The organism is Saccharomonospora cyanea NA-134 (genome assembly GCF_000244975.1).
Taxonomy (GTDB): Bacteria; Actinomycetota; Actinomycetes; order Mycobacteriales; family Pseudonocardiaceae; genus Saccharomonospora; species Saccharomonospora cyanea.
The window spans coordinates 1,478,685-1,504,412 of the sequence record NZ_CM001440.1 but is presented as its reverse complement, the minus strand read 5'-3'; the positions used below and the strand labels follow the sequence as shown (position 1 = coordinate 1,504,412).

Sequence of the window (25,728 nt, the reverse complement as noted above, 5' to 3'; positions counted from 1 at the left end):
GGCGCACCGGGGTGCTTGGAAGCAGTGAGCCTCCGGCGCGCCGCGTCAGGTGGTCTCAGCCGTTGTCCCGGGCGGGCACCGGTGGCCCTGCGGGACGGCTCGCGGCACGACGTGGCCGTCGGGCCGCGCGCGTTGCGGGGGCGGGAACGGCCGGTGCCTCGTCCTTCGCCTCGGTCCGGGGTTCGTTCTCCGGCTCGGCGTGCCCTGCCGGCACGGAACCCGCGGGCACGACGCCGTTGCGCTGCTCCTCGGGCTCGGGCCTGGCCTTCTGCTCGGCCTTCACCTCGTCACGGCGCTCAGCGGCCTGGTCGGTCGCCGGCGTTTCCGAGCCCTTCGTACCGACGGCCTTGGACGCGTTGGCCATGGCCTGCACGGCGGACACCGCCGACTCGCGCTGCTCCGGGGTGGGAGTCGGCGCGGCCTGCTCGGCGGCCTTCGCCGCCTCCTGCTCCGCGGCCTTCGCCTTGCCGCGCGAGCGACGCGACGAGTGCTGGCCACCCTGGTGATGTCCGTGGTGACCGTGGTTGCCGCCTCCGCCGTGCCCGTTGCCACGCTGAGGCTCGGTCGACACGATCACACCCCGGCCCTTGCAGTGCTCGCAGGTGGTGGAGAACGCCTCCAGCAGGCCCGTGCCGACGCGCTTGCGCGTCATCTGCACCAGCCCCAGCGACGTCACCTCGGCGACCTGGTGCCGCGTGCGGTCGCGCCCGAGGCACTCGGTGAGCCTGCGCAACACCAGCTCGCGGTTCGACTCCAGCACCATGTCGATGAAGTCGATCACGATGATGCCGCCGATGTCCCGCAACCGGAGTTGCCGCACGATCTCCTCGGCCGACTCCAGGTTGTTCCTGGTGACCGTCTCCTCCAGGTTGCCACCCGAACCGGTGAACTTGCCGGTGTTGACGTCGATCACCGTCATGGCCTCGGTGCGGTCGATCACCAGGTACCCGCCGGACGGCAGCCACACCTTGCGGTCGAGCGCCTTCATGAGCTGTTCGTCGATGCGGTACTCGGCGAACACGTCTCCGGTGCCGACATAGCGCTTGACGCGGTCGACCAGGTCCGGAGCGACGTGTTCGACGTAGGCGTGAATGGTCTCCCACGCGGTGGTGCCCTGGATCTCGAGCTTGCTGAAGTCCTCGGTGAACAGGTCGCGCACGACCTTCACCAGGAGGTCCGGCTCCTCGTACAGCAGGACGGGCGCGCTGCCCTTCTTGCCGTTCGCGGCGTCGGCCTTCTCCTTGATGACCTCCCACTGGGCCTCGAGCCTGCGGACGTCCCTGGCGAGCTCGTCCTCGCTGATGCCCTCCGACGCCGTACGGATGATCACACCGGCGTCCGCGGGGACGATCCGCTTGAGGATGTCCTTGAGCCTGCGGCGCTCGTTCTCCGGCAGCTTGCGGGAGATGCCGGTGGCACCGCCCGAGGGCACGTACACGAGGAACCGGCCGGGCAGGGAGATCTGCGTGGTCAGCCGCGCACCCTTGTGACCGACGGGGTCCTTGGTGACCTGCACCAGTACGTGGTCGCCGGTGGACAGCGCCTGCTCGATCTTGCGGGCTTTGCCCTCCAGGCCCGCGGCGTCCCAGTCGACCTCGCCCGCGTACAGGACGGCGTTGCGGCCGCGGCCGATGTCGATGAACGCCGCCTCCATCGACGGCAGCACGTTCTGCACCCGGCCGAGGTAGACGTTGCCGACGATCGAGCCGCTGCCTGCCGAGGTGACGAAGTGCTCCACGAGCACACCGTCCTCGAGCACACCGATCTGGGTGGAGTCGCCACGTTCGGCCACCACCATCGTGCGCTCGACCGACTCGCGCCGCGCGAGGAACTCGGACTCCGACAGGATCGGGGCGCGCCTGCGGCCCGCCTCCCTGCCGTCACGACGGCGCTGACGCTTCGCTTCCAGCCGAGTGGAGCCACGCACGCTGCGCACGCCGTCCTCCGCCTTGCCGTCCTTCTCCTCGGCCGGCTTGGCGTCGCGGACGTGCACGACGGTGTTCGGCGGGTCGTCCGAGGCCGCGGCCGTCTCGGCGTGGTCGCCGTCCCCGCTCTTGCGGCGGCGCCGACGACGGCGGCGTTTGGTGGTCGCCTCCGTCTCGCCCTGGGTCGTGCCCTGGTCGCTCTGGTCGTCCCGGCCCTGCGCGGAACCACCGTCCTCCTGCTTCGTGGCTTCCGTCTCGGCGGCCGTGGCCTCGGAGGAGTCCTCGTCCTCCGACGAGTCCTGCTCGTCTCCGGCACCCGCGTCCTCGCCGCCCTTGCCGCGGCCCCGGCCCCGGCGGCCTCGCCGACGCCGACGGCGGCTACCGCCTTCGGACCCGTCGTCGTCGCCGGTCCGGTTCTGGGCCTGCTCGGTCTCGCTGTCGGATGCCTCGTCGGTGTCCTGCCGGACCGGAGCGCTGGGCGGAGTCACGGCCGCCACCGGGTCGGGCGGCAGGAACAGCGGGGAGGGAGCCGCGAAGACCGGTGTGTGCGGCGGCCCCGGCTCCGGCTCTCGCGCGGGCGGGGTGAGGGCGGGCGGCGTGGCCGGAACGGACGGAGCGGCCGGAGCGGACGGAGTCGTCGCAGCGGGGACCTGCTGCTCGGCTCGTCGCTCCTGCTGTGTCCTCGCCTCGTCCTTCCGCTCCTGCGGCGCGGGCTTCCGAACCGGTTCCGCCGGTGTCGGCTCGCTCACAGTTTCGGCCGCCGGCTCCGACGGCTCACCGCCCGCGGTCACCACCTGCGCGCCGGAGCCGGTTTCGGAGCCCTCCGCCTCGGGTTCGGGCGCCTCCTGGACCGTGTCCACCCCGAGTTCCTCCGCCACCCGCAGGGCGACGTCCTTCGCGACGCCCGACTGCGGGCTACGCGCGGTGTGCCCGAGCCGGGCCAACGTGGCCAGCACCTCACGGCTGCTGGTGCCCAGCAACTTGGCCAGCAGGTGAACCCGGGTCTTCTCCGGAAGCTCGGCCAGCGCACGTGCGGTGGATGTGGCGGCAGTCCCGCCAGCGTTCTCGGCGGGTGTCTCCGCGTTCGACATACATCTCCTCCGCCCCCGGGCGCGTTCATCACGCGGCCGCGCAGGGGCCGTATCTCTGTTGTATACCGCCCTGGTGGGGTCACCGTGACGGAAATCCTTGCCTGTCATGCCACCGGAGGGCCGGCCACACCGGCACGACCCCGATGACGGGTCCCGCGGCGACGAACCGGTCGACCTCGAACGCCCCGCAAAGCGTCGCCACGTCGTCGAGCCGCCCGACACAGGATGTGCGTGGCGGCGACCAACGCGCGGTTCTCCCAGCTCATCGCCGGGTCGCCCGAAGCTGTCCGCCACCTCGTCGGCGACGGCGCCAACCCGGCAACCGACACCCAGTATCCCATACGACCCCGGCGCCATCGTTCGCGTTCGGCAACGATGCCGTCGGGGCAGGCTCACGCGTTCCGGTTGTCGGCCTCTGACCTGCTCGTTACCGTGCGCTGACAGGGACACGCGAGGACACGCCGGAGGTGGGAGTGCGCAGAACCGGAGGGGCGGCCCTGCTCACCGCCGCGCTCGTGCTCGGCAGCGGCCCGGTCGAAGCCGACGCCACACCAGCGGCGACCGAGGAGTGCGCCCCCGAGGGGCCCGCACTGCGGTATCTCGTGGTGTTCGAGCGTCGGACCTCGGACGCCGACGCGACCACCCTGGTGGACACCGCGTGCGGCGAGCTCGAGACCTACCATCCCGAGATCGCGGTCGGAGTGGCCACCTCGGCCGACGACCGTTTCGCCGACCGGCTGGGTCCACACCGCGCCTTCAGCGCCGGACAGGCCGGTGACGACGCCGAGACGAGCGCCACCACGTCGCGGCCGCACCCCGACCTCGACGGCTCCGCGGACCTCACCGGCCGGCAGTGGAACCTGCGGGCCGTTCGCGCCGAGGAGGCACACTCCCGGCAGCGGGGCACCGACGACGTCGTGATCGGCGTGCTCGACTCCGGTGTCGACCCCACTCACCCGGACCTGCGACATGCCGTCGACCGGAAGCTGTCGGTGGGCTGCCTTTCAGGGACGCCCGACCGTGCCCCGGAGGCCTGGCAGCCCACGAACTCCGCCCACGGCACGCACGTCGCGGGAATCCTCGCCGCCGCCGACGACGAACGCGGTGTGACGGGAATCGCACCCGGCGCGCGGGTGGCGTCGGTACGGGTGATCGACGACGACGGCCAGGTGAGTCCCGAGGCCGCCGTCTGCGGACTGATGTGGGCGGCGGAGCACGACTTCGCCGTGGTCAACGGCAGTTTCCTCGTCGCACCGTGGTCGGCGGCGTGCGCGCGGGGACCGGGGCACGGAGTCGTGCGCGAGGCACTGAGCCGGGCTCTTCACCACGCGCACGAAGAAGGCACGCTCACCGTCGTGGCCGCGTCCAACAAGGCCACCGAGCTGACCCCGTCTCACCCGGCCAGGAACGCCCGATCGGGCCCGCACGCCTGTGAGGCCCTCCCAGCGGGCCTGCGGGAGGCGGTGTCCGTGTCGGCGTCCACCCGGTCCGGCCGCAAGGCCGGGTACAGCGCCTACGGCCTCGGGGTGATCGACCTGACCGCCCCCGGCGGCGAGGCGGGCCAGTGTGTGCTGTCCACTGTCCCCGGCGGCTACGGCACGCTCTGCGGCACGTCGATGGCGGCTCCCCACGTCGCGGGCGTCGCGGCGCTCGTGGCTTCCGACCATCCCGGTGTGACGCCGGACGAGCTGGGCGAAAGGCTCACCGCCACGGCCACCGCGGTGCCCTGCCCCGACGACTACGACCTCACCGGCAACGGAACCCAGAACGCGTACTGCGAGGGCTACACCGGCTACAACGGCTTCTACGGTCACGGCCGCGTCGATGCCCTGGCCGCCCTGACCGCCCTGGCGAGGGCGGGCTCACCCCGGTGAGATCCCACAGTCCCGGACCTGCCTCAGGCGGCCTCACGCGCGGCGGCGTTCCAGGATGTCGTCCAGCACCAGGGACGCGCCGATGCCGAGCATCCACACGTCCTTGGCCAGTGACAGTCCCTCCTGGGTGGGGCGCAGGCTCTTCTCCATACGCATACCGGGGGTTTTGAAGTACATGCCGACCAGTCCCGCCGAGAACACCGCGAGGCTGGCTCCGGCGACGACCGACGGGACCACCGGCACCATGAGCGCCGCCCCCAGTGCCATCTCCCCCATCGACAGCAGTCGCACGAACTTGCTCGGTGGCACCTTCTTGAGCTGCGGATACGTGCCGGAAGCGAAACCGTGCAGCTGTCCCGCCGTCGCTTCGTCCGCGCCCCGCTTGGAATAGCCCGAGTTGAAGATGAAGGCACCGGTGGTGAGCCGCACCGGCAGGTGCGACGGCCTCGGCCACATCACGGTGCGCGCCCCGGTCGACCGGCTCGCAAACAAGCCCCGTTTCCTGCCCACGTCGTGCTCCGTTCCCACTCACACTGAACCTGGCGGTGGTCTTCCCGCCGACGTGGCGGCTCAACCGCTCCGGGCGCGGGGTCAGGCGTCCGTGTCGCCCCTCGGGCTTGGTCGACGACAGGCACACTCCTGCCCCTCCCACCGCGGCCTCCAGCACCGCTCGGTGACTGAGGGCGGGCGCGAACTCACCCGCTCAGCGGTCGGGATCCCACACGAACCGACACACTCTGCACTCACGCATGCCGTTCAGCCGGTTGTCGGACACCACGATCGTCGACCGACGACTCCCACAGTGAGGACAACTGCCGGGTGGGAACAACCGTGGGTGCCGTCGACGGAACTTCTCCGACGGCCGCCAGGAGTCGAGCTTCACGACGAGCACGATCCCTCCCACGACCAGCACACCGAGGGCAACGACAACGATCACCGAGCTGGGCACCGGCGGAGTGTACGCCGCGCCGCTCGGACGTCACCGCAACAGCGTGTGCAGTCGGCGGGACACGCCGTACACCCCCAGAGCGGCGAGCACGACGAGATACGCCACGTGCCCCACCATCGACCAGTCGAGCACACCGGCGGCGAACCCACGGGACAGCTCCACACCGTGGTAGAGCGGCAGGCACTGCACGAGCACCTGGATCGGTTCCGGGTAGACCGACAGCGGGTAGAACGTCGTCGAGAAGAAGAACAGCGGCATCACGGCGAGCTGGATGTAGTCGAACTGCGAGGTGGTGCGCAGCAACGTCGCGCAGACCATCCCCACGGCGGCGAACGCGAACGACACGAGGACCGCCACCGGGATCACCAGCACCGCCCACGGCGTGGTGATCAGACCCATCGCGCCCATCACCCCGAAGAACGACACCGCGTAGAGGGCACCGCGCAGCACCGCCCAGCCGATCTCGCCGAGAGCGATGTCGAACGGCCCCATCGGCGTGCTGAGCACGGCCTCGTAGGTCCTGTCGTAACGGAACTTGAAGAACACCCCGAACGTCGCGTCGAACATCGCGCCGTTCATCGCCGACGCCGCCAGCAGGGCCGGGGCGACGAACGCCACGTAGTCCATCACCTGCCCGCCCGGGCCGGTCACCTCGGGCACGAGCCTGCCGAAGCCGACCTGGAACGCGAGCAGGTAGAACAGCGGCTCGAAGACGCCCGAGACGAACACGAGCCACGCCCGCGAGTACACCATCGCCGAGCGCTCGATGAGCGCACTGGCCCGACCGACGTAGAGCGACGGCGGAAGGATGCGCAGCAAGAGCCCGCCGGTTCTGCGTGAGCCGGACCGGGACGCGGGCGTCGCACTGCCGGTGACGACCATCGCCTACACCACCAACCTGCGGTAGAAGAAGTGCCGGGCGGCGAGTCCCCCGACGGCGAACAGCACCACGAGCACCGCCGCGTGTCCCAGCGCAGGGAGAAGTTCGAGACCACCCAGGGTGACGCCACGGGCGAGCTCGTTGCCGTGCCACAGCGGTGAGATCCAGGCCAGCCAGCGCAGCGCGAGCGGAATCTCCGACACGGGGAAGAACGTGCCGGCGAACAGCACCATGGGCATCAGCACGAACCGGAACAGCGCCGAGAACCGACTTCCCTCGTCATAGGTCGTGGCGGCGAACGCGGTCACCGGAGCGGCACAGGCCAGACCGGTCGCGACGCCCACCACCGCCGCGCCCACCACGCCCGGGCCGGTCCAGGCGCCGAAGAAGGACGCCACCACCACGTACACGACCGCGGCGAGCACGATGCGGAGCCCGACCCAGAGGAGGTGTCCACCCAGGACCTGCCCCGGCGTGACGGGCGTCGAGGTGATCGCCAGGTAGTCCTTATGCCACTTGAAACCGGACAGCACGGGCCAGCTCGACTCGCCGACCGCGAACTGCACGGAGCCGGCGACCAGCAACGTGGGCGCGACGTACTGAACGTACGAGAACCCACCGGTGAGCACGCCGGGTTCGACCTGCGAACCGAAGCCCACGCCCATCGCGAGCAGGAACAGCAGCGGCTGCAGGCCCGACGAGTACAGATTGGACTTCCAGTACCGCCGGTACCACGTCCAGTACCCCTCGACACGCAGCCAGGCGCCCCGCCACGCACCCACGACCCGCACCTCGGATCTGGTGGAGCCGAAAGCCCTTTCCGTCGTGGTCATTCGATCAGACTCCTGCCGGTGAGACGCAGGAACACGTCCTCGAGCGTGCTGCGGCGCACGAGGCTCGACACCGGGCGCACACCTCGGGCGTGAACGCGCTCCAAGGCCGACTCCCCCGAATCGACGTAGACGAGGATGCGGTCGGGCAACACCTCGGTGCGCCGGCCGAGATCCGACGCCGCGGCCACCGCCTCGTCCTGCTCGCCGGGCGGCAACCGCAGCTCCAGCACCTCCCGCGTCGAGTAGCGGTCGATGAGCTCCGCGGGCGATCCCTCCGCGACGATCCTCCCGCCGTCCATGACGACGAGCCGGTCGCAGAGCTGCTCCGCCTCGTCCATGTAACAACGATCGTCGTGAGGCGAACGGGTTACCGGGAGACCGGGACCAGGCGACCAGCGGACACACAGCTACGGCGGAAGTGCGACGGGATCGCCTCCGATAGAGGACCGGCCGGACCGTTCACCACGGTCCGGTCCTGGCAACGGAGGTGCAGAAATGGAATTCGAAGACTACGTGCGTGAGGTCTACAAGCTCGCCCACCGGATTCACGAGGCAGCCGGGGCGACCATGCCACCGGCCGCCATGCTGGCGCTCTCAGACAACCTCATGACTGCTGCCGGCCGAGCGTCCGAGGGCGTCCTAGACCAGGTGGACTTGCTGATGCTGGTCACCCAGGCCACCGAGGACCGTGCCGAAGGGGAGGCCGCGTGACGCTGGCCCTGGTAAACGACCGGGACCGGCCGCGGTCGGAGATCGTGGACGATGTGGCCGCGGCCCTCGCACCCGTAGCGATCGACGGAGCCATGTTGCTAGCCGGAGTCGTGCTGGCTCAGCGAAAGTGAGAGGCCGGGGACGTCCCTACCGTCCCCGGCCCGCTGGCCAGGTTACCCGATTCCCGGCCCCGAGTTGGCCGTAGACGAGAGGGAGGACGTATGTCGATAGCCGACGACGAAGAACGCTCACAGCCGTGCCCGAGGGGGCACGGCCCGGAGCACAGAGAGTTCAAAGGGAATGGCCGGTGGGTGTGTTACGCCTGCCGGTCTCAGTTCGCCAACCGCACGAGAAACCTGAAGCGCAGTATCCGTAAGGAGAGTAAGAATGCCGGTCGTCACCAAAACCACTGAATGCGACATTTGCGGGCTGGAAATCGAGTACACCAGCCGCAAGCCGCCCCGAGTCCACCCGAAGCCGTCCCCATGCTGGAAAGAGGCCCGGAATCGTCAGCAGAGAGCCCGGAGAGGGCGGGAGGACACCGAATACCCGTGGAAGTTGCCGAACCGGGAGAGGCCAACTCAGCGGCTTTGCGAGCCGTCCTGTTGGGTGCCCGCCCGACGGAAGGGCGAGCCGGTCAAGGTGCGTTACGGCTGTCGGGTGTGCTGTAGCTACGACGGCCTCCGTACCCGCGGCAGCTTGGCAGACGGGATGACAAGGAGGCCGGCCGTCAACCGGGACGGCTCCGAGATGGTCAGCGTGGCCCACCGGCTGGAGATGGTCCAGGACACCGGGGTAGACATCCCCGCTTTCGCTGACAATGAAGAGCGGGACGACCAGGCCAAATCTTGGCTGCACCCGCTCCGCCTGGTTCGCGACGAGGACACCCGGAAAGCCGCCTCAGATTGGCTCTCGCGGGCCGGGCTCGGTCAGGGCATCTTCTGCGGGGATACGGGCGCTCTGAACGACAGCGGGCAAACCATCCCGGTTATCGGACTGCTGGAGCCGATGCCCGCTCAGCCAGCCCGGCGGCCCCGAGTGCTGGTGCATGGTTGCCAGCCTCCGCCCGATCTCGAAGTGTTCGCCCCGTTGGCTTGAGTCTGCGACGGACCGGGGCTCACGGCCCCGGTCCCCGCTGGTCAGGACACGAGTGAAGCTTTTCTCAGTATGGTGAGAGGAGGGGGTAAAACCTCTCCTCTTGGAGCTAAACCACCTTTGGCCGGGTGGTCACTGGCGCGGCCGGGCTACCAACCCGGCCGGGGGCAACTCGCATGGCGACTAACGCGAGCCCGTCGGACACCTCCGCCTTGACGGCCGGGACAACGAAGGGCACAGCCCCCTTACCCCTGATCATCTATGGGGGGTAGGGGGGGGCAAGTGTCCCTTCGTTGTCCTCTCCCTGAGCGGAGCTAACCAAGGTCAACACCTTCAGCAGACTTAGTTAACTAGCCGAGGACGGACGGTAGTTCGGCTGAGGCTTCCTGAGCTAACCGAGGTAGACGAGGACCAGCCCGGCCCGAAGCCGGGCAGGTCCGGAGTCAACCCAAAGTCAACCGGCCGCCTAACTCCCGGCCGGTTCAGAGCGCCTAGCGGGCTTCCTTCCGCCCGCCTGAGCGCTCCTTCCTGTTGCGGGGAAGTCAGCCACCCGGCGGCTATCTGGCCGGCCGTCGGGTGGCTTCTCACAGTCTTCGGTGACCTTGCGGCGGTCACCGAGGGGCAGCCGTTCGGCTGTCTGGTGTCGATGCCCCGTGCGTCTGGTCTGGTCAACCAATGGTGGCGCATGGAGCGAGGAGCCCCGGCCCTAACGGCCGGGGCTTCTCCCATGTCTACGGAGGTTACTACGGTGAACGTTCGTCGGGCCGTCCTAAAGGCCATCGCAGACGGTTCCTGGTACTCATACCCCGAGGTTCGCGACTACGTGGCCGCCGAGCAGGGCGTACCGCGTGACCAGGTTTACCGGACCATCCGCGGGATGTACCGGAAAGGCGTCATCGAGCGGCACGGTTGGCCGTTGCCGTTCGATGCCGAAGAGGACGTCAGACTCATTCGACTCGCTACCCCCACCCGGTCCACTGGAGGCCGGTCTTGAAACGTCCGGGGCTTAGTCCCCCCGGTCGACCGTCGCCTTCGGGTGACGGTGGTCGCTCAGGCGTGTGAGCACTCGTGCGCCGGCCCGGCCTCTACCACATCTGGCCGCCGGGCTCCGAATCTCCCGGGCCACCTACGTGTTGTCGAGTTCGCGTAGGTAGGCCCGGGTCCTAACTCGACGAACTCGACATCCCTGGTTGGCGCGATGCCGCCGGGCTGCTATCCGCGATGGAGGCAACCAATGTCCGAAGAGCACACTGAGGCGACCGAGGTCACCGAGGAAGAAGCCCTCGGGGACGCCGGGAAGAAAGCCCTAGCCGCCGAGAGGGCCGAACGTAAAGCCGCGATGGCGCGCGTGAAGGAACTCGAAGCGAAGCTAGCTGAGCTGACTTCCGACTCGGACGACGAGGAAGCTCACCCCGAGGAAACCGAAGAGCCGCCCCCGGAGCCAACTCCGGAGCCCGCTCCGCAACCTCGGGTCTCCCTGGAATCAGCGCGAGGTAGAGGCGTCCCAGCAGACTCCCAACTGACCGCGGCTGACTTGAAGGTCATGTCACCTAAGCAGATTGAAGCAGCCCGGAGAGCTGGACGACTTCGCGATTACCTCGCCAACCGACGATAAGGATTACCGACAATGGCCGTTGACTCTTTCCGCCCCGAGGTGTGGGCCGCGGCGATCATCACCACGCTTGACGAGAAGCTGACCTACGGCACTCCCGGGGTGACGAACCGGGACTACGAGGGTGACATCTCGGAGTACGGCGGTACGGTGCGGATCAACTCCGCAGCGGACCCGGCAATCGTGGACTACGTGCCGTACACCCCGATGACCTCGGGTGCGCCGACGACCACGAGTCAGCTCCTGGAGATCAACCAGCGTAAGGCGTGGGTGTTCGACCTGGACGACGTGGACGCCGCCCAGGTCCGCAACGACGGCGAACTGATCTCGAAGCTGACCGCGAGGGCCGCCCACAAGTTGGCTCTTACGGCGGACGCCTACGTGGCCGGCCTCATGGCTGCCGAGGTCGCCCCGGGTGCCGAGGTTGCCGCGGACGCTACGAACGCTTATGAACTCCTCGTTGACCTCGGTACCGAGCTTACGGAGAACGACGTTCCCCAGGCTGGCCGGTGGGTTGTGGTACCCCCGGCGTTCCACGGCCTGCTTCAGAAGGACCAGCGGTTCGTGTCCTCGGGTGACGACCGGGGTGCCGTGGTCCGCTCTGAAGGCGTGGTCGGCCGGGCGGCCGGGCTCGACGTCCTCGTGTCCAACCAGGTTCCCGAGGGGCCTGGAGCCACGGCAGGCGGCTACCTGGTGATTGCCGGTCACGGCATGGCGACGACGTTCGCTCAGCAGATCAGCAAGACGGAGGCCGTCCGTACCCCGGATATGTTCGTGGACCGGATGCGTGGTCTGCACGTCTACGGGGCGAAGGTGGTTCGCCCTGAGGCTCTGGCAGCCCGAGACGTCACGATCTCCTGACGCTGACAGTGAAGGCCGGACCGCTCGAAAGCGGTCCGGTCCCACTCCCGGAGGACTCATGAAGGTCTGTAGTACGCCAGGGTGCCCGGAGTTGACGAAGGCCGGCCGGTGCGACGAGTGCCGCCGGACAGCCGACCGTCGCCGAGGCAGCTCTAGTCAGCGTGGGTACGGCACCCGGCACGCCCGGGTGTTCCGGGAGGCCGTGCTCGCTCGGCAACCGTGGTGTGCCCTCGGGTGCGGTAGACCCAGTGCCCACGCCGACCACTACCCGGTAGACAGGCGGACTCTAGTGCTCCGCGGTGCCGACCCTGACGACCCGGCGAACGGTCGTGGTCTTTGTCATCGGTGTCACTCGAAGGTGACTGCTCGCGAGCATGGCAGCTTTGGTCGCCCTGGGTGACTGAATCCTGGTGGCTTTCGGTGACGGTGGGGGGTACCCCCTGTGGCTGTGGGTAGCAAAGACCGCTGGAGAGGTGTCTCTGTGGTCTGTCAGGTTCAGAAGGTCGCTCAGGGTGGCAAAGGTAGACGGAGAGTGACCGGCCACTGTGGACGATCTGGACACTTCGGCTTCACTGCAACGCTGGCCACAAGATTTCGAAGCTTGTTTCTGTGAACTAGATCGCACAGTAAGTGCGGTTACTCATGGTTGACTTATACCGACTTGTAAGAGAAGGGCCGAACAATGGCCGATAGGTCTATCTCGGTTCGCCTGAAGGCCGACGTCGCCCAGTACATGGCCAACATGAAGCGCGCCGGCCGCGTGACTTCTGAGGCGATGGACGAGGCCGAGAAGTCCACTGCCGGCCTCGGTACCGCGGCCGACAAGGTGGCCCGCCGGGCGAACCTCCAGTTCAACGCATTAGCCACCACGGTCGGCTCCGCTCTCCCCGCGGCCTCGTCCGCTGCTATCGCGGCCATGACGACCGGGGCCGCTGCCGGGTTCGCGGCCCTCGGCGCTGTGGCTCTCCGGGAGAACGAAGCCGTTCGGGCTTCGTTCGAGTCCCTGGGCAGCACAGTCAGCGACGGGTTGGCCCAGGATGCGGCCGTCATGGAGTCCGCTTTCACGGGGGCAGCCGCCGAGATCGGGGCCGCGTATGAGCGGATGCGGCCTCAGCTCCAGGAAGCGTTCACCGCTTCCGTCCCGGCTGTCGAGTCGATGACGGATGGCGTGATCGCACTCGGTGAGAACGCCCTCCCCGGCCTTGTTCTCTCGGTGCAGCGGGCCGAACCCGTGTTCGACGGGTTCGAGTCCGCCCTAGGATCACTCGGTTCCGGTATCGGGGAGTTCGCCGAGGTCACTTCTCGGAGCTCCGAAGCTGTCGGCCTCGGACTCGAACACCTCGGGGACCTGACCGAAGAGGTCTTAGGCGGCATGGCTCCGCTACTCGGTGACCTCTCCGCCTTGTGGGCGGACAACGGTGACGAGGTGGCCGAGGCTGTCGGCCGGATTCTCGACGTGATCGGGGAGCTGTCCGGCGGGGCCATGCCTGTGATGTCTACGGCTGTCGGGTCGGCCGTGGACGTCCTGAACGCCCTACTAGCCGTCCTGGAGCCGATCGCCGGAGCGATCGGGCCAATGGTTGGCACGTGGCTGTCTGTGGCTGCCGCTATGAAGGCTGTCGGGGCCACCCGGTCGGCTATTGCCGGGGTGTCTACGGCGGTCGGCAACCTCGGGGATTCGATGGCCCGGGCCAACCGCCCGGCGGCGACGTTCCGCACAGTCGGAGCCGGTATGGCGTTGGCCGCGGCGATGGCGGCTGACGAGATGCTTCGTCTTCGGCCGAACGTTGACGGCCTCGTAGCCTCGTTGAACACGTTGAACCGGGAAGGCCGGTTGTCCGGTGAAGCTCTCTCCGTCTTCGGTGACGACCTCAGCGGCGTCCAGCAAGCCCTAGACATGGTGAACGACACCGGGGTTACCCGGTGGTTGAACGAGGTCGGCGAAGGTCTGCCGTTGATGGCCTCGTTCACGACCACGCTAGGCGAAGCCGAGGCCGCTCTAGGTTCGCTGGATGATGCCCTAGTACGCATCGCCGAAGAACAGGGACTAGACGCCGCTCAGGGCGCTTTCAACGACCTCGTAGACCGCGCCGGCCTCAGTAGCGACGCGGTTCAAGACCTCCGAGACCGGCTGCCCGGCTTCGCTGACGCCATGAGCGACGCCGCTAACGCCACCTCCGAGGCATCCGAGGCGCTGAACACCTATTTGGAGTCTCAGCGGGCCGCTACGGACCCGGTTTTCGCGTTGGGGCAAGCCATCCGAGGTGTGGACGAGGCCCAACGGGCGTACAACAAGGCCGTCAAGGACTACGGGGCGAACAGCCCACAAGCGCGGGAAGCCTCGTGGGCGTTGGCTGAGGCGGTCTCGGGCGCTGAGCAAGCCGCGCTGAACGGCGAAATCTCGTTCGAAGAGTTCGAAGCCCGGCTACAGGACTGGGTTGCTCAGGGAGCGATCACGGGCAAGCAGGCTGACGACATCCGTAACCGGGTCGCCGACCTCCGAGGCGAAGCCGAGGACTACCGAGGCAACTACGCCGCGGACTTCAAGGCCAACACAGCGGACGCCGTGCGGAAGCTTGGTGGCATCATCCGGATGATTAACGGCATCCCGCGGACTGTGACGACGACTCACAACGTCGTCACCTACTACAGCTCCCGAGGTAACCGGGTTGGTACCCAGAACTCCGCCGGCGAGTGGTACCAGGGTGGCGGAGGGTACGCCGATGGCGGCCTTGTCCGCGGCCCCGGTGGGCCGCGTACGGACTCCATTCCGGCGATGCTGTCGGCCGGGGAATTCGTGGTGAACGCCAAGGCGACTCAGGATCACCTGCCGTTGCTCGAAGCACTCAACTCCGGCCGGTCTACCGGTGCCTCGGACACCCGCGTCAACGGCGTCCGGTCGGTCCCGGGTAGCTCTGCCACAGTAGTTAACAACTACAACCTGTCGGCCCCGCACTACGTCGGCTCGAAGGATGACCTCTTGCGGACGCTTCGAAAAGAGGTGTCTAAGGCGTACGGCGGCAACGTGCAGAAAGCGCTAGGCAAGGCGTAGACGGAGAGAGCCCCGGGGCCGAAACCCCGGGGCTCTATGCTAACTTCACTCCTGCCACAGATATGAAGTTGCAGGGTCGAGGGTACACCCGGAAGTCCCTCCCTCGTCATCCGCCCCCGGCAGGTTGACGGCAGGTGTAAGCCCGGGCCGACGTTCACAGCGCCGAGGCACCCGTTAGAGGGGTGATGCGCTGGAGCCTGCACACGTGTGGTCTAGGCGCACCCCGCTACCGACTGTGGAAGCTGTGCAGGCGAGACCAGGGCAACCTACCCGCCAACGTAGCTCTGCCCTGATTCCCCGGCGCGACGACGGCTTAACAACCGTTGTGGGACGACCGACGACCGACCGACGGCGTACGGACGTTCTTCCTCTGAGTGGGCCCACCCCGGCTTTTGGCCGCTGTGAGCCCACCAGGGGGATTCCCTTCCTCACTCACTCCGGCCCCGGAGCATGGTCCTCCGTGCGTTGAGGGAGCTATGAAGACGTTCAACTTCAAGGGACTCGACTTCCGCGTGATCGAGCGGGGCGGAGACCCGTGGTTCGTGGCGAAGGATGTGTGCGACGTCCTGGGCATCCGGTCGGACACGGTACGCGCCGTGTTGGACGCGGATGAGGTGGCAGAGACCAACCCCAACAGTATTGGGGTTGCCTCTGGGGGCCGAAACCCCCTGATCATCAATGAGCCAGGCCTGTACTCGCTCATCCTCCGCAGCCGGAAGGAGCGCGCCCGCGAGTTCAAGCGTTGGGTGACTCACGAAGTTCTCCCCGCTATCCGGCAGACAGAGAACTACGTCAGCCCAGGCGGTGAAGGCGCTCGCCACGCTCCCCGGTCACGGGGAGGCGACGACGGCTCAGGTAGCGGAGTTCTATGAGGTCGATGCGGAAGCGATCCGCTTCCATGTCTCCGCGCACAAAGACGAGTTGATTGAGAACGGATACCGTGTTCTTGCAGGTCAGGAACTGCGTGAGTTTCGCTCACTTAGCCCTGACCTGGGGATTCGCGGCTCCCGGCTCGCACTCTGGGACCGACGAGCCGTCCTCAACCTCGGGATGCTCCTCCGAGACTCCGAGGTCGCGAACTGTCAGCCGTCCCGACGTCTCACGTCGGCTATCTGCCGCCGAAGGTCTTCCAGGTCCCACCGGGCGTGACCGCCCGCGGTGACCTCGGTAGGCAGCACGCGACCTTCCCGCAACCAGCGGGCAAGCGTTGACCTGTCCACGGAGAGCGCCTTAGCGGCCTCCCCAGTCGTCAAGAGTCGTCCCACGCTACGGAGAGTCGTCTACCTCGTTCGCTCGACTCCACCCGTTCGCCTGGTTTACCTCGTTTACCTCGTTCGCTACGTTCTTCGGCGTGGCCAAGACAACAGAAACCGTCGTGGGCTTGTTGGGTATCCGGCACGTGGTCGTGGGCTGGACGACGGACAGCCGCGGCCGGGAAGGCGACTTGACGGCGTGCGGCCGGGTAGTCCACACGGCCGTCAAGCCGTCCCCGGATACCGTGGATTGCCGGTTGTGTCAGAGCTCGTCAGCCAACGGGAAATAAAGGTGGGTGTACACGGCTAGCGGTAGATCACCCCGGGTCTTCCTCCACTGGGCCATCACGTACACGCCGAACTTCCGGAGGATTTCGCCGCGTTCCTCGTTGTCCGCGGCCTCCCAGAGGTCACGGTAGGTCTTCCCGGTTGGCGTGGAGCGAACCCCGGGCGTGGTCGATTGTTGGGCCGTGAGTTCGTCCCGTTCGGCCTCTAATGACGAGTACAGCCGGTGGAATCGCCGTTCCCCGTCGTCCCCGGTGAACCGACCGCGGATATAGCGGTCGGTTTCCAGCTGGTCCATGGCCTCCGCTATCTCGGCCAACCGGGCGGAGTGGTCGAGCACGGGTACCGCGTCGACTTCGATCACGGGTAGGTCACCGTAGTCGTCCAGGAACGCCGATTCCACGAAGTCTTCTAGCGCTTCAGCCGGGTATCCGGCTGCCCAGCAGTCCTCCACCCCGGGGAACGTTCGCACCGAGCACACGTATCGACGCTGGTCTTTCTCCCCGCCGGGGTGGTGGACCATCGGCCGGCCGCACCCGTTGCAGTACGCCACCCCTCGGAGCATCGATTGCCCGCGTACCCGGTAGGTCTTCGGCGGCCGGTTGATCAGCGCTTGCAGCTCATCCCACTCTGCACGGGTCAACATCGGTTCCCCGATCATCCGGGGGTTGCCCTCGTCGTCTCGGACGACTTCGCCGCGGTAGACGTACTGGCCTAGTAGGTGGCGGCGTCTCAGGGTGTCGTGCAGGGTTTTCCGTCGCCACGGTCGGCCCTTCGGTCTCCGGCCCATGCGGACCGCGTGACGGTCCCACGCGGTTAAGACGCCTTCCTGGTTCAGGTACGCGGTGCAGTAGTTCAGGGTGTAGCCCTGCCGGAGCAGGCTGATTACCGACACGATCGCTTCCTGAGCCTCGGGGTCGATAGCGAGCTTGTAACCCTCGGGTGTCTTGACAGCGTAGTAGCCGAACGGAGGCGGACCGCCCGCGTAACGGGCGGTACGTCGGAGAGCTCTCCGGGAAGCCCGGGCGCGGTTCCGTAGTTTCGTGAGTTCGTCCTGTGCCATACCCACCCTGAAGCCGAGTTCTGTGGCGGAGGTCGTCAGTGTGTTAACTCCCTCGGTGACGGCTACAGCAGACTTCCCGAGTTCGGTCAACATCGGCACTAGGTCGCCGTAGAAGTGCGTAGCTGACCTGACGGCGCGGTCTATCTTCCAGAAAGCCACGATGTCCCACTGAGCTAACTTCTGTGGATTGGTCAGCCAGGGGCCGAGTTCGGGCCGCCGGGAGGGCGGCACGGACGCCGATACCCCGATATCCACGGCCTCCCCCGTGATCTCGTGGCCTTCCCGGTCGGCCCACGCCATGATGTCCCGTCGTTGGGTGTCGGGTGACTCGGACAGCTCCCGCCTCTTGGACTGCCGGACGGCGATAAGTACGCGCATGACCAGGGAGTTTACCGAGAAGTTGACAACAACGAAAGTTGTTGCTTAGAGTCGTCCATGTAGTGGGTTGTGACGAGCAGGGTGACACCCTGCGACTTGAGCCGGAACAACTTGTCCCACAACAGGTGCCGGGCCTGGGGATCGAGCCCGGTGGTCGGCTCGTCGAGCAGCAGCACGTCGGGATCGTTGACGAGCGACCGTGCGATGGTGAGCCTGCGCTTCATTCCGCCGGACAGCGACTCCACCTCGGCGTCGGCGCGGTCGGTGAGCTGGGCGAAGTCGAGCAACTCCTCGGCCTTCGCCCGCGCACTCGCCCGCGACAGCCCGAAGTAACGGCCGTACACCTGGAGGTTCTGGCGCACCGTCAGTTCGAGGTCGAGGTTGTCCTGCTGCGGCACCACGCCCAGCCTCGCGCGGATGCGGGGGCCGTCGCGCTCGGGGTCCATCCCGAGCACCGTCAACCGCCCCTCCGACCGGGGGGACGTCGAGGCGATCATGCGCATGGTCGAGGACTTACCCGCGCCGTTGGGGCCAAGGAACCCGAACGCCTCTCCTCTTCGCACGTCGAGGTCGATCCCGCGTACCGCTTCGAACTCGCCGAAGCGTTTGACCAGCCCCTCGGCCCGCACGAGGGTATCCACGGGTGCCGTTCCGGGCCTGCTGTCGTCGGACACGACGGCAACCCTGCCAGAGCCCTCCGACAGAACGAACCGATTTACCGAGACGACGTGTCGCGACCGCGGTCAGGCCGACCGGCTCCGGTCGGGCACCCTCGCCCGGATACCCCGGAAATGGTCGTCGACGGCGGCTCGCAGGGCCGCTTCGTCCCTGGCGCGCAACGCCTCAAGGATCGCCCGGTGCCTGCGAGCGGTGAGCAGCGGTGTGTCGTTCGCCCTCGGAAGCTCGGGGTCAAGCGTGTTGAACACTCGCCAGAACACGCGCAGCAGGTCGAGGACGAGGTCGTTGCCCAGCGGCCGGTACAGGGTCTCGTGGAACCGCCAGTCCGCCTCCGGCGCGTACCGGCCCTGCTCGGCCTCACGCTCCATCGCGGTCACCGTGGCGGTCAGCTCGTCGAGGTCGAGCCGGTCGTAGGCGTCGAGGACACGGCCCACGAGCCCGCTCTCCAGCACCTCCCGTACCTCGAGCAGGTCCCGGATGTCGGCGTAGTCGCCGCGCAGCGACAGGGCCCCGCGGAACGCGAGCCCCGCCTCCAGGCCCGTCAGCGGCATCGACCCCACGTACGTGCCGTAGCCGTGGCGGATGTCGACGATGCCGACCGCCTCGAGAGCCTTCATCGCCTCGCGCAACGGGTGTCTGCTGACGTCCAGTTCCTTCATCAGCTCGACCTCGGTGGGCAACGCGGCACCCGGAGCGAGTTCACGTTCGACGATCAGGCGTTTGATCGCCTCCTGCAGCGCCCTCTGGTTGGCGCGCGCACCGTGCCTGCGTCCACCCGCCGTCGAGGTTGTCACGCCACGCGAGTCTAGAGGTTCACGCATTCCGGCCCCGCACCGTCGTCGCAGCGCCGGAGACCGAGCCTTGCATTCGCCATCCCTCCGGGACTACGGTACGCGCCGACATAGGACATCCTATGTCTAGTCTCCACGGAGGTCCAGGTCATGGCAACGACGCCGCCCGACACCCCCAACTCGTTCCGACAACTCAGCCGTCCCCAGCGCAAGGCGTTCTTCGCCGCCTGGCTGGGCTACCTGCTCGACGGATTCGACTTCATCCTCATCACCCTGGTGCTCACCGAGATCGCCGCCGACTTCGAGCTCTCGCTGACGCAGGCGGCGACGCTCGTCTCCGCCGCCTTCGTGTCGCGCTGGCTGGGCGGGCTCGCGCTCGGGGCGATCGGTGACCGGTACGGCCGCAAACCCGCCATGATCCTGGCGATCGTCGCCTTCTCGGTCGGCAGCGCCCTGTGCGGCTTCGCGTGGGACTACTGGTCGCTGTTTTTGTTCCGCGCGGTCGTCGGCATCGGCATGGCCGGCGAGTACGGAGCCAGCGCCACCTACGTCATGGAGTCCTGGCCGAAGTCGATGCGCAACCGCGCCACCGGCTTCCTCCTGTCGGCCTACCCCATCGGCACCGTCCTCGCCGCACTCGCCTACGAGCTCATCGTTCCCGTCGGCGGTTGGCGCTGGCTGTTCTACGCGGGCATCGTTCCGATCGCCCTCACGCTCTACCTGCGTCGTTCCCTGCCCGAGGCGGCCGAGTGGGAGGAACAGGTCGGCAGGCGCGCCGAGACGACCACGTCCTCGGTGCTGTTCGCGGCGAAGCGCCGGATTCCCAACACCGCGCTGGCCGTGGTGCTCTCGGCTGCCCTGGTGCTCATCTTCAGCCAGCTCGGCGGAGGTGCCATCCCGTACCTGATCGTGCTCTGCGTGCTGTGCTTCGTGGCGTTCGCCGTGCAGCTCGCGGGCCGGTTGTGGCCGGTGATGATCGCGATCATGCTCACGGTGTTCTGCGCGTTCCTGTACTCGTGGCCCATCCAGTCGCTGCTGCCGACGTACCTCAAGACCGAGCTCGGCTACGACGCGGGACAGGTGTCCAACGCACTGACGTGGGCCGGCCTCGGCTACGCGGCCGGGTCCTGCCTGGCGGGGTCGATCGGCGACAGGCTCGGCACCCGCCGCGCCTACGTGCTCGGCCTCTTCGTGTCGCTCGCGTTCGTGTTCCCGGTGTTCGCCCTGCCCGCGGGCAACGTGGTGTTGCTGTGGGTGCTCCTGTTCGCCATGCAGGCCACCAGTCAGGGGATCTCCGGGCTGCTCCCGAAGTTCATCGGCGACCACTTCCCCACCCGGTTGCGCGCCGCCGGACTCGGGTTCTCCTACAACGTCGGCGCGCTCGGCGGGGCCGTGGCTCCGCTCGCGGGCGCGGCGATCGCCGAGGACTTCGGCAGCCTCGGCTCGGCGCTCACCACGCTCGCCGTGTCGCTGACCGTCGTGGTGGCCCTCATCATCGGACTCGACATACCCGCGCGCATCGGCCGCGCCCTGCGCGTGCCCTCCGACGCTCCCGCACTGTCCACACCGGAAAGGAAGGAAAGCAGTGGTGCCTGATCCCGCCACCCGACCGCCGCACGGCGTCGTTCCCCCGCTCGTCACCCCGCTGGACGAGCACGGAGAGGTGGACCGTGCCTCCCTGGAACGCCTCGTGTCGTTCCAACTCGACGCCGGGGTGGACGGCGTCTTCGTCGGTGGGTCGAGCGGTGAGATCGCCCTGCTCGACACCGCGCAGCGCCGAGCGGCGGTGGAAGTGGTGGTCCGCACGGTGGCGGGTGCCGTGCCGGTGCTCGCCGGAACGATCGACACGGGTACCCGCAGGGTCGTCGAACACGCCCGGCAGGCCACCGAGCTGGGCGCCGACGCGGTGGTGGTCACCGCCCCGTTCTACGTGCGGCCGGGCGCGGCGGAGATCGTCGACCACTTCCGGTACGTGCACGCCGCCGTGGACGTACCCGTGGTGGCGTACGACATCCCCAGCGCCACGCACGTCGCGCTGACACCCGACATCGTGGCCGAACTGGCCGCCGAGGACCTAGTGGTGGCGTTGAAGGACTCCAGCGGCGATCTCGCCGCCTTCCGGGAGATCCTGCGGAGAACGGAACTTCCCGCCCTGACCGGCTCCGAGCTGTTCGCCGACACCGCGGTGCAGGTCGGAGCCGCCGGCATCGTGCCGGGCCTCGGCAACGTCGACCCCCACGGCTACGTGCGCCTCCACCGGGCGGCACGCGAGGGCGACCACGCCACGGCCGCGGCGGAGCAGGACCGCCTCGCCCGGCTGTTCCGCATCACCACCGTGGCCGACCGCTCCCGCGTCGGCTTCACGGCGGGCGCGCTCGGCGCCTTCAAGACCGCGTTGGCGGTCCGCGGTGTCATCGCCCACCCCGCCACCAACCTGCCGTTGCGCCCACTCGACGACGACGAGGCACGGGGAATCGCCGCCATGCTCGACGAGGCCGGACTCGGCCCCGTACGAGCGAACTGAACGTACGTCGAGGTGACCGGGTCGCCGATCCCGCCCGGTCACACTCGGTGTGCGGTCCTCACAGGTCGGGGAACCACAGCTTCAGCTCACGCTCGGCCGACTCCGGCGAGTCGGAGCCGTGCACGAGGTTGTACTGCGTCTCCAGCGCGAAGTCACCGCGGATGGTGCCCGGCGTCGCCTTCTCGACGGGGTCGGTGCCACCCGCCAGCTGGCGGAACGCGGTGACGGCGCGCGGGCCTTCGACCGCGATGGCCACGAGCGGCCCCGACGTGATGAAGTCGAGCAGGTCGCCGTAGAACGGCTTGTCCTTGTGCTCGGCGTAGTGCTCCTCGGCCACCGAACGCTCGGCGATGCGCAGGTCCATGGCAGCCAGGCGCAGGCCCTTGCGCTCGATCCGGGCGATGACCTCGCCGACGAGACCGCGCTCGACGCCGTCGGGCTTGACCAGAACCAGCGTGCGCTCACTCACGGTGCGTTACTCCTTCGGGTTATCACGTACGGAAATGAACCGGATTCGACCCCCGGTATGCGCAGCCTAACGGGCTGACCGTGACACACCACGTGCCGGTCACCCCACCCGGTCGGCCGTTGACACCATCCGATACCGCTGGGACAGTTTCCGGGAACTGTTCTTCGTTTCCGGAATGGTCATCGAGCTGGGGGCGTCATGCCTGACGAATACGGTCTCGACCGGGACGGGATCGAACGACTCGACGACATCCTCCACCAGGTCGGCAACGAACTCGGGCTCCCCGGTTTCGATCAGCGCGCCACCCTCGAAGGGTTTCTCACGACGCAGTCGGTGAGCCGGTACGAGAACGTCGAGAAGCCCGTGGAGGAAACGGCTCTCGAACTGACGAGATCCGCCAACGAGAAGTACCCGCGGGGCGTCGAGGCCGTGCAGCAGTTCGCCCACCACGCCCACGTGACCATCGGGAACACGGCGGAGGGTATGGCCAAGGCGGGCACCCGACACCAGGTCACCGGGGACGACGTGGCGGCATGGATCCGCGAGCGCGGCACCGGCGGCTGAAGGGCGATCGCGCATGGCTCCCGAGGACGTGATCGACGAGGGACTTCTCTCGGACACCCGTGAGGAGGACTCGTTCCTCCGGCAACACGGGAAGAACCTCCCGCCGGGCGGGAACACGCTACGGCTCGTCCGCGACGTCGGCACCGAATTCGACGCGTGCGTCGCCGAACTCGACCAAGCGGTGCGGGAGTCATCCGCGTGGACCGGCGCCGGAAAGAACGCCCGCACACAACGGATCGAAAAGATCGAAAAAGGGTTCGCCGCCGTGAGCGCCGCGAAAGTGCTCGACTTCGACCTCGCGTCACTGGCGAACGAACTGGAGAACACCCCTGCGCTGCGGGTCCGGGTGGAGTCACTGCCCCCACCGGAGCAGCCACGACGGCAGGAAAGGCCCGGAGACGATGACTTCTTCGACGGGTTCGGGATTCGCGGCTGACGAGGGGAACGAGGAACGCGAGTGCGTGTTCCACTCCGGCACCCCATCGCTCGGTCGTGAGGACGTGTCACCGGCTTCCCCCAGGCGTGCCGCTGGCAGCCGGGTCTCCGCACTGCTGCTCATCGTGTGGACGTGCGCGTCACTGCTCGCCTGCCTGCTCGCGGGCCTGCTCGGCTTCGTCGAAGTCGTGCGGGCGTGCGACGGCACCGCCGCACTGCGGTTCGGCGCAGGCATCGAAGTGCGGTGTCACGACGCCGGAAACCCGGCGGGCACGCCCGTGAACGCCGTCGCGGCGGTCGTTCTGTTCGCCGGAGCCGGACTGGCGGTGACCCTGCTGCTGGCCATCTGGCACGGGATCGTGCGGGCCCGTGAGGACTCACGCTGAGCCCGCGTACCGGAGCTGTGGACACGCGTGCGCAGGCCGCGGACACGGAAGTTCAGGAGGGTTGGCCGCCCTGCGCACCGGCCTGTTGGCTGGGCAGCCGCCCCTCCGCCATGCGGCGGGCGACGTCACGGCGCAGCCACATCAGCCAACCCCACACGGCCAGGAACAGCACGCCGATCACCGTCACCCACGGCAGCGTGACGACGAACGCGACCAGACCGACGTTGAGGGCGAGGATCACCCAGATCGACCACGGGAAACGCAGCAGCCCGCAGCACGCGAGCAACGCCACGGCGATACCGCCCACCGTCCAGCCCTGGACACTGCTCAGACCGTCGCCGAGCTGCGCGACGACCGGCAGGGCGAGCCCGACGACGATGGCCTCGAGAACCAACGTCCCGGCCTGCACACCGCGGAAACCCTTCATCGGGTCCTTCGCGGGCGGCGCCGGCGTCCCCAAGGCCGCCTGCGCTCCGGACGAGGCTGACTCACTCATGCGGGCTCCTTGCCGAACAACGTGCGGGCCTCCCCCGCCGTGACCACCGATCCCGTGATGAGCACCCCGCCACCGGACACCGGCTCCTCGGGGTCGTCCGTCTGCTCGACGAGGGCGATCGCGGTCTCGACGGCCGTGTCGAGGCGCGGTTCCACGGTCACCCGCTCCTCGCCGAAGACGGACACGGCGAGCGCGGCGAGTTCGTCGACCGGCATGGCCCGCGGCGACGAGTTCCGGGTGACGACGAGGTCGGACACCACGGGTTCGAGGGCTTCGAGGATACCGGCGGCGTCCTTGTCCGCCATGACTCCGACCACGGCGGCGAGCCGCCGGAAAGCGAACTCCTCGTCGAGGGTGCTCGCCAGTGCGGCGGCACCGTGGGGGTTGTGCGCCGCGTCGAGCAACACGGTCGGTGCCGCCTTGACCCGTTCGAGCCTGCCGGGTGTCGACACGGCGGCGAACGCCTCCCGCACCGCATCCACCACCAGTTTGCGGTCCTTTCCCGCCCCGAAGAACGCCTCGACGGCGGCGAGCGCCAGTGCGGCGTTGTTGGCCTGGTGCAGGCCGTGCAGGGGCAGGAAGATCTCGTCGTACACGCCGCCGAGCCCCTGCAGGTTGAGCAGTTGCCCGCCCACGGCGACGTCGCGGCTCAGCACCCCGAACTCGCTGCCCGCGCGGGCCACGGTGGCGTCCACCTCGACGGCGCGTTCGAGCAGCACCCGCTCGGCGTCGGGCTGCTGCTGGGCCAGCACGGCGATACCGCCGGGTTTGATGATTCCCGCCTTCTCGCCCGCGATCGAGCGGAGGTCGTCACCGAGGTAGTCGGTGTGGTCGAACCCGACGGGGGTGACGACGGAGACCTGGGCCTCGGCGATGTTGGTGGCGTCCCACCGACCGCCCATGCCGGTCTCCAGCACGGCGACCTCGACGGGAGCGTCGGCGAACGCGGCGAACGCCATGCCGGTGAGCACCTCGAACTTGCTCATCTTCGGCTCGTTCTCGCCCGCCGCGTCGTCCACCATCGACACGAACGGCTCGACGTCGCGGTAGGTGTTGACGTACTTCTCCGCGGAGATCGGTGCGCCGTCGATGCTGATGCGCTCGGTCACCAGTTGCAGGTGCGGGCTCGTGTACCGGCCCACCCGCAGGCCCAGGTGGCTGAGCAGGGCCTCGATCATGCGGGTCGTGGAGCTCTTGCCGTTGGTACCGGCGACGTGGATCACCGGGTACGCGCGGTGCGGGTCACCGAGCAGGTTCGCGAGCGTGGAGATCCGCGTCAGCGAAGGCTCGATCTTGGTTTCGGGCCAGCGCCGGTTCAGCTCGGCCTCCACGGCCAGCAGGTCCTGGCGGGCCCGCGCGTCGATCGCGGCTTCGTCGACCGGCTCGGCGTCGGCCTCTTCGTCGGGGTCGTCGGGCAACGGCCCGGCGATGAAGTTCTCCCCCTGCGACAGTTCGGGGGGAAACTCCTGGTCGTCGGACGGCACGCACTCTCCTCACAACTAGCGGTGACGACCTCGAGTCTA

The 25,728-nt window shown here is 68.2% G+C and carries 22 protein-coding genes and 2 pseudogenes; 12 read left to right on the top strand and 12 right to left on the bottom strand.

Going from position 1 to position 25,728, the window contains the following annotated elements:
* Positions 1-55: 55 nt before the first annotated feature.
* On the bottom strand, positions 56-3,016 hold the full coding sequence (locus tag SACCYDRAFT_RS07270) for an Rne/Rng family ribonuclease (protein ID WP_005454944.1): 2,961 nt from the start codon (positions 3,014-3,016) through the stop codon (positions 56-58).
* A 473-nt stretch (positions 3,017-3,489) separates the two neighbouring features.
* On the opposite strand from SACCYDRAFT_RS07270, the gene SACCYDRAFT_RS07265 reads away from it, so the two are divergent.
* Complete coding sequence (locus SACCYDRAFT_RS07265; protein ID WP_005454943.1) at positions 3,490-4,890, top strand: S8 family peptidase; 1,401 nt, start codon at positions 3,490-3,492, stop codon at positions 4,888-4,890.
* A gap of 33 nt (positions 4,891-4,923) precedes the next feature.
* Here SACCYDRAFT_RS07265 and SACCYDRAFT_RS07260 read toward each other — a convergent pair whose 3' ends face one another.
* From SACCYDRAFT_RS07260 to SACCYDRAFT_RS07240, 4 genes and pseudogenes are all read right to left on the bottom strand, one after another.
* The gene (locus tag SACCYDRAFT_RS07260) at positions 4,924-5,346 is read right to left on the bottom strand and encodes a hypothetical protein (RefSeq protein ID WP_232283836.1); all 423 of its coding nucleotides are present in this window, start codon (positions 5,344-5,346) and stop codon (positions 4,924-4,926) included.
* A gap of 523 nt (positions 5,347-5,869) precedes the next feature.
* Positions 5,870-6,721 (bottom strand): ABC transporter permease, encoded by an 852-nt coding sequence (locus SACCYDRAFT_RS07250; RefSeq protein ID WP_005454941.1) that lies wholly within the window; start codon positions 6,719-6,721, stop codon positions 5,870-5,872.
* Between the two features lie 3 nt (positions 6,722-6,724).
* Positions 6,725-7,552, bottom strand: coding sequence for an ABC transporter permease (locus SACCYDRAFT_RS07245; protein ID WP_005454940.1), 828 nt, complete (start codon positions 7,550-7,552; stop codon positions 6,725-6,727).
* Positions 7,549-7,893, bottom strand: a pseudogene (locus SACCYDRAFT_RS07240) (ABC transporter ATP-binding protein); the annotation flags it as partial. The gene SACCYDRAFT_RS07245 and the pseudogene SACCYDRAFT_RS07240, both read right to left, overlap by 4 nt.
* A 154-nt stretch (positions 7,894-8,047) precedes the next feature.
* Between SACCYDRAFT_RS07240 and SACCYDRAFT_RS07235 the strand changes: the two are divergent.
* From SACCYDRAFT_RS07235 to SACCYDRAFT_RS07215, 6 genes are all read left to right on the top strand, one after another.
* Positions 8,048-8,263 (top strand): hypothetical protein, encoded by a 216-nt coding sequence (locus SACCYDRAFT_RS07235; RefSeq protein WP_005454939.1) that lies wholly within the window; start codon positions 8,048-8,050, stop codon positions 8,261-8,263.
* Between the two features lie 759 nt (positions 8,264-9,022).
* The gene (locus tag SACCYDRAFT_RS07230) at positions 9,023-9,361 is read left to right on the top strand and encodes a hypothetical protein (RefSeq protein ID WP_157606471.1); all 339 of its coding nucleotides are present in this window, start codon (positions 9,023-9,025) and stop codon (positions 9,359-9,361) included.
* A gap of 1,231 nt (positions 9,362-10,592) precedes the next feature.
* The gene (locus SACCYDRAFT_RS26265) at positions 10,593-10,973 is read left to right on the top strand and encodes a hypothetical protein (RefSeq protein ID WP_005454933.1); all 381 of its coding nucleotides are present in this window, start codon (positions 10,593-10,595) and stop codon (positions 10,971-10,973) included.
* A 12-nt stretch (positions 10,974-10,985) separates the two neighbouring features.
* Positions 10,986-11,831, top strand: a complete 846-nt coding sequence (locus SACCYDRAFT_RS07225; protein ID WP_005454932.1) for a phage major capsid protein — start codon at positions 10,986-10,988, stop codon at positions 11,829-11,831.
* A 682-nt stretch (positions 11,832-12,513) separates the two neighbouring features.
* Complete coding sequence (locus tag SACCYDRAFT_RS07220) at positions 12,514-14,883, top strand: hypothetical protein (protein WP_005454929.1); 2,370 nt, start codon at positions 12,514-12,516, stop codon at positions 14,881-14,883.
* A gap of 476 nt (positions 14,884-15,359) precedes the next feature.
* Complete coding sequence (locus SACCYDRAFT_RS07215) at positions 15,360-15,755, top strand: BRO-N domain-containing protein (protein ID WP_005454924.1); 396 nt, start codon at positions 15,360-15,362, stop codon at positions 15,753-15,755.
* A gap of 210 nt (positions 15,756-15,965) precedes the next feature.
* Here SACCYDRAFT_RS07215 and SACCYDRAFT_RS25725 read toward each other — a convergent pair whose 3' ends face one another.
* The 4 genes and pseudogenes from SACCYDRAFT_RS25725 to SACCYDRAFT_RS07200 all read right to left on the bottom strand — a co-directional run bounded on the left by SACCYDRAFT_RS25725 (position 15,966) and on the right by SACCYDRAFT_RS07200 (position 19,334).
* On the bottom strand, positions 15,966-16,148 hold the full coding sequence (locus SACCYDRAFT_RS25725; RefSeq protein ID WP_083844732.1) for a helix-turn-helix domain-containing protein: 183 nt from the start codon (positions 16,146-16,148) through the stop codon (positions 15,966-15,968).
* A gap of 250 nt (positions 16,149-16,398) precedes the next feature.
* The gene (locus SACCYDRAFT_RS07210; RefSeq protein WP_005454923.1) at positions 16,399-17,862 is read right to left on the bottom strand and encodes a recombinase family protein; all 1,464 of its coding nucleotides are present in this window, start codon (positions 17,860-17,862) and stop codon (positions 16,399-16,401) included.
* 41 nt (positions 17,863-17,903) lie between these two features.
* Positions 17,904-18,503 (bottom strand): annotated as a pseudogene (locus SACCYDRAFT_RS07205) (ABC transporter ATP-binding protein); the annotation flags it as partial.
* A gap of 102 nt (positions 18,504-18,605) precedes the next feature.
* Entirely contained in the window at positions 18,606-19,334 is a 729-nt protein-coding gene (locus SACCYDRAFT_RS07200; RefSeq protein ID WP_232283791.1) for a FadR/GntR family transcriptional regulator, read from the bottom strand.
* Positions 19,335-19,481: 147 nt separating this feature from the next.
* Between SACCYDRAFT_RS07200 and SACCYDRAFT_RS07195 the strand changes: the two genes are divergently transcribed.
* Together SACCYDRAFT_RS07195 and SACCYDRAFT_RS07190 are read left to right on the top strand one after the other, a co-directional pair.
* On the top strand, positions 19,482-20,927 hold the full coding sequence (locus SACCYDRAFT_RS07195) for an MFS transporter (RefSeq protein WP_005454917.1): 1,446 nt from the start codon (positions 19,482-19,484) through the stop codon (positions 20,925-20,927).
* The gene (locus tag SACCYDRAFT_RS07190; protein WP_005454916.1) at positions 20,917-21,855 is read left to right on the top strand and encodes a dihydrodipicolinate synthase family protein; all 939 of its coding nucleotides are present in this window, start codon (positions 20,917-20,919) and stop codon (positions 21,853-21,855) included. The genes SACCYDRAFT_RS07195 and SACCYDRAFT_RS07190 overlap by 11 nt, the downstream gene beginning before the upstream one ends.
* A gap of 58 nt (positions 21,856-21,913) precedes the next feature.
* Here the strand turns inward: SACCYDRAFT_RS07190 and ndk are convergent, their stop codons facing one another.
* Positions 21,914-22,324: a nucleoside-diphosphate kinase gene (gene ndk / locus SACCYDRAFT_RS07185; RefSeq protein WP_005454914.1), complete on the bottom strand. Its 411-nt coding sequence runs from the start codon at positions 22,322-22,324 to the stop codon at positions 21,914-21,916.
* Positions 22,325-22,522: 198 nt separating this feature from the next.
* Here ndk and SACCYDRAFT_RS07180 point away from each other — a divergent pair, with 198 nt between their 5' ends.
* Genes SACCYDRAFT_RS07180 through SACCYDRAFT_RS07165 form a run of 3 tightly spaced genes read left to right on the top strand, consistent with a single transcriptional unit; the run spans position 22,523 to position 23,709 of the window.
* Positions 22,523-22,888, top strand: a complete 366-nt coding sequence (locus SACCYDRAFT_RS07180; protein WP_005454906.1) for a hypothetical protein — start codon at positions 22,523-22,525, stop codon at positions 22,886-22,888.
* Between the two features lie 13 nt (positions 22,889-22,901).
* Positions 22,902-23,324, top strand: coding sequence for a hypothetical protein (locus SACCYDRAFT_RS26790; RefSeq protein WP_005454905.1), 423 nt, complete (start codon positions 22,902-22,904; stop codon positions 23,322-23,324).
* Positions 23,290-23,709 carry a hypothetical protein gene (locus SACCYDRAFT_RS07165; protein ID WP_005454904.1) on the top strand — a complete coding sequence of 140 codons (420 nt, stop codon included), beginning with the start codon at positions 23,290-23,292 and terminating at the stop codon, positions 23,707-23,709. Before SACCYDRAFT_RS26790 ends, SACCYDRAFT_RS07165 begins: the two co-directional genes overlap by 35 nt.
* A 52-nt stretch (positions 23,710-23,761) precedes the next feature.
* Here SACCYDRAFT_RS07165 and SACCYDRAFT_RS07160 read toward each other — a convergent pair whose 3' ends face one another.
* Both SACCYDRAFT_RS07160 and folC read right to left on the bottom strand, forming a co-directional pair.
* Positions 23,762-24,205, bottom strand: a complete 444-nt coding sequence (locus SACCYDRAFT_RS07160) for a DUF4233 domain-containing protein (protein WP_005454902.1) — start codon at positions 24,203-24,205, stop codon at positions 23,762-23,764.
* The gene (folC, locus tag SACCYDRAFT_RS07155; RefSeq protein ID WP_005454900.1) at positions 24,202-25,689 is read right to left on the bottom strand and encodes a bifunctional tetrahydrofolate synthase/dihydrofolate synthase; all 1,488 of its coding nucleotides are present in this window, start codon (positions 25,687-25,689) and stop codon (positions 24,202-24,204) included. Before folC ends, SACCYDRAFT_RS07160 begins: the two co-directional genes overlap by 4 nt.
* Positions 25,690-25,728 lie beyond the last annotated feature (39 nt).

What these genes read in the sequence shown, in the direction of transcription:
- SACCYDRAFT_RS07245 (WP_005454940.1), bottom strand. Translation starts at nt 7,552, where the DNA reads ATGACCACGACGGAAAGGGCTTTCGGCTCCACCAGATCCGAGGTGCGG.
- SACCYDRAFT_RS07270 (WP_005454944.1), bottom strand. Translation starts at nt 3,016, where the DNA reads ATGTCGAACGCGGAGACACCCGCCGAGAACGCTGGCGGGACTGCCGCC.
- SACCYDRAFT_RS26790 (WP_005454905.1), top strand. Translation starts at nt 22,902, where the DNA reads ATGGCTCCCGAGGACGTGATCGACGAGGGACTTCTCTCGGACACCCGT.
- SACCYDRAFT_RS07195 (WP_005454917.1), top strand. Translation starts at nt 19,482, where the DNA reads ATGGCAACGACGCCGCCCGACACCCCCAACTCGTTCCGACAACTCAGC.
- SACCYDRAFT_RS07215 (WP_005454924.1), top strand. Translation starts at nt 15,360, where the DNA reads ATGAAGACGTTCAACTTCAAGGGACTCGACTTCCGCGTGATCGAGCGG.
- SACCYDRAFT_RS07250 (WP_005454941.1), bottom strand. Translation starts at nt 6,721, where the DNA reads ATGGTCGTCACCGGCAGTGCGACGCCCGCGTCCCGGTCCGGCTCACGC.
- SACCYDRAFT_RS07165 (WP_005454904.1), top strand. Translation starts at nt 23,290, where the DNA reads ATGACTTCTTCGACGGGTTCGGGATTCGCGGCTGACGAGGGGAACGAG.
- SACCYDRAFT_RS07210 (WP_005454923.1), bottom strand. Translation starts at nt 17,862, where the DNA reads ATGCGCGTACTTATCGCCGTCCGGCAGTCCAAGAGGCGGGAGCTGTCC.
- SACCYDRAFT_RS07235 (WP_005454939.1), top strand. Translation starts at nt 8,048, where the DNA reads ATGGAATTCGAAGACTACGTGCGTGAGGTCTACAAGCTCGCCCACCGG.
- SACCYDRAFT_RS07160 (WP_005454902.1), bottom strand. Translation starts at nt 24,205, where the DNA reads ATGAGTGAGTCAGCCTCGTCCGGAGCGCAGGCGGCCTTGGGGACGCCG.
- SACCYDRAFT_RS07220 (WP_005454929.1), top strand. Translation starts at nt 12,514, where the DNA reads ATGGCCGATAGGTCTATCTCGGTTCGCCTGAAGGCCGACGTCGCCCAG.
- SACCYDRAFT_RS26265 (WP_005454933.1), top strand. Translation starts at nt 10,593, where the DNA reads ATGTCCGAAGAGCACACTGAGGCGACCGAGGTCACCGAGGAAGAAGCC.
- SACCYDRAFT_RS07225 (WP_005454932.1), top strand. Translation starts at nt 10,986, where the DNA reads ATGGCCGTTGACTCTTTCCGCCCCGAGGTGTGGGCCGCGGCGATCATC.
- SACCYDRAFT_RS07260 (WP_232283836.1), bottom strand. Translation starts at nt 5,346, where the DNA reads ATGTGGCCGAGGCCGTCGCACCTGCCGGTGCGGCTCACCACCGGTGCC.
- SACCYDRAFT_RS07180 (WP_005454906.1), top strand. Translation starts at nt 22,523, where the DNA reads ATGCCTGACGAATACGGTCTCGACCGGGACGGGATCGAACGACTCGAC.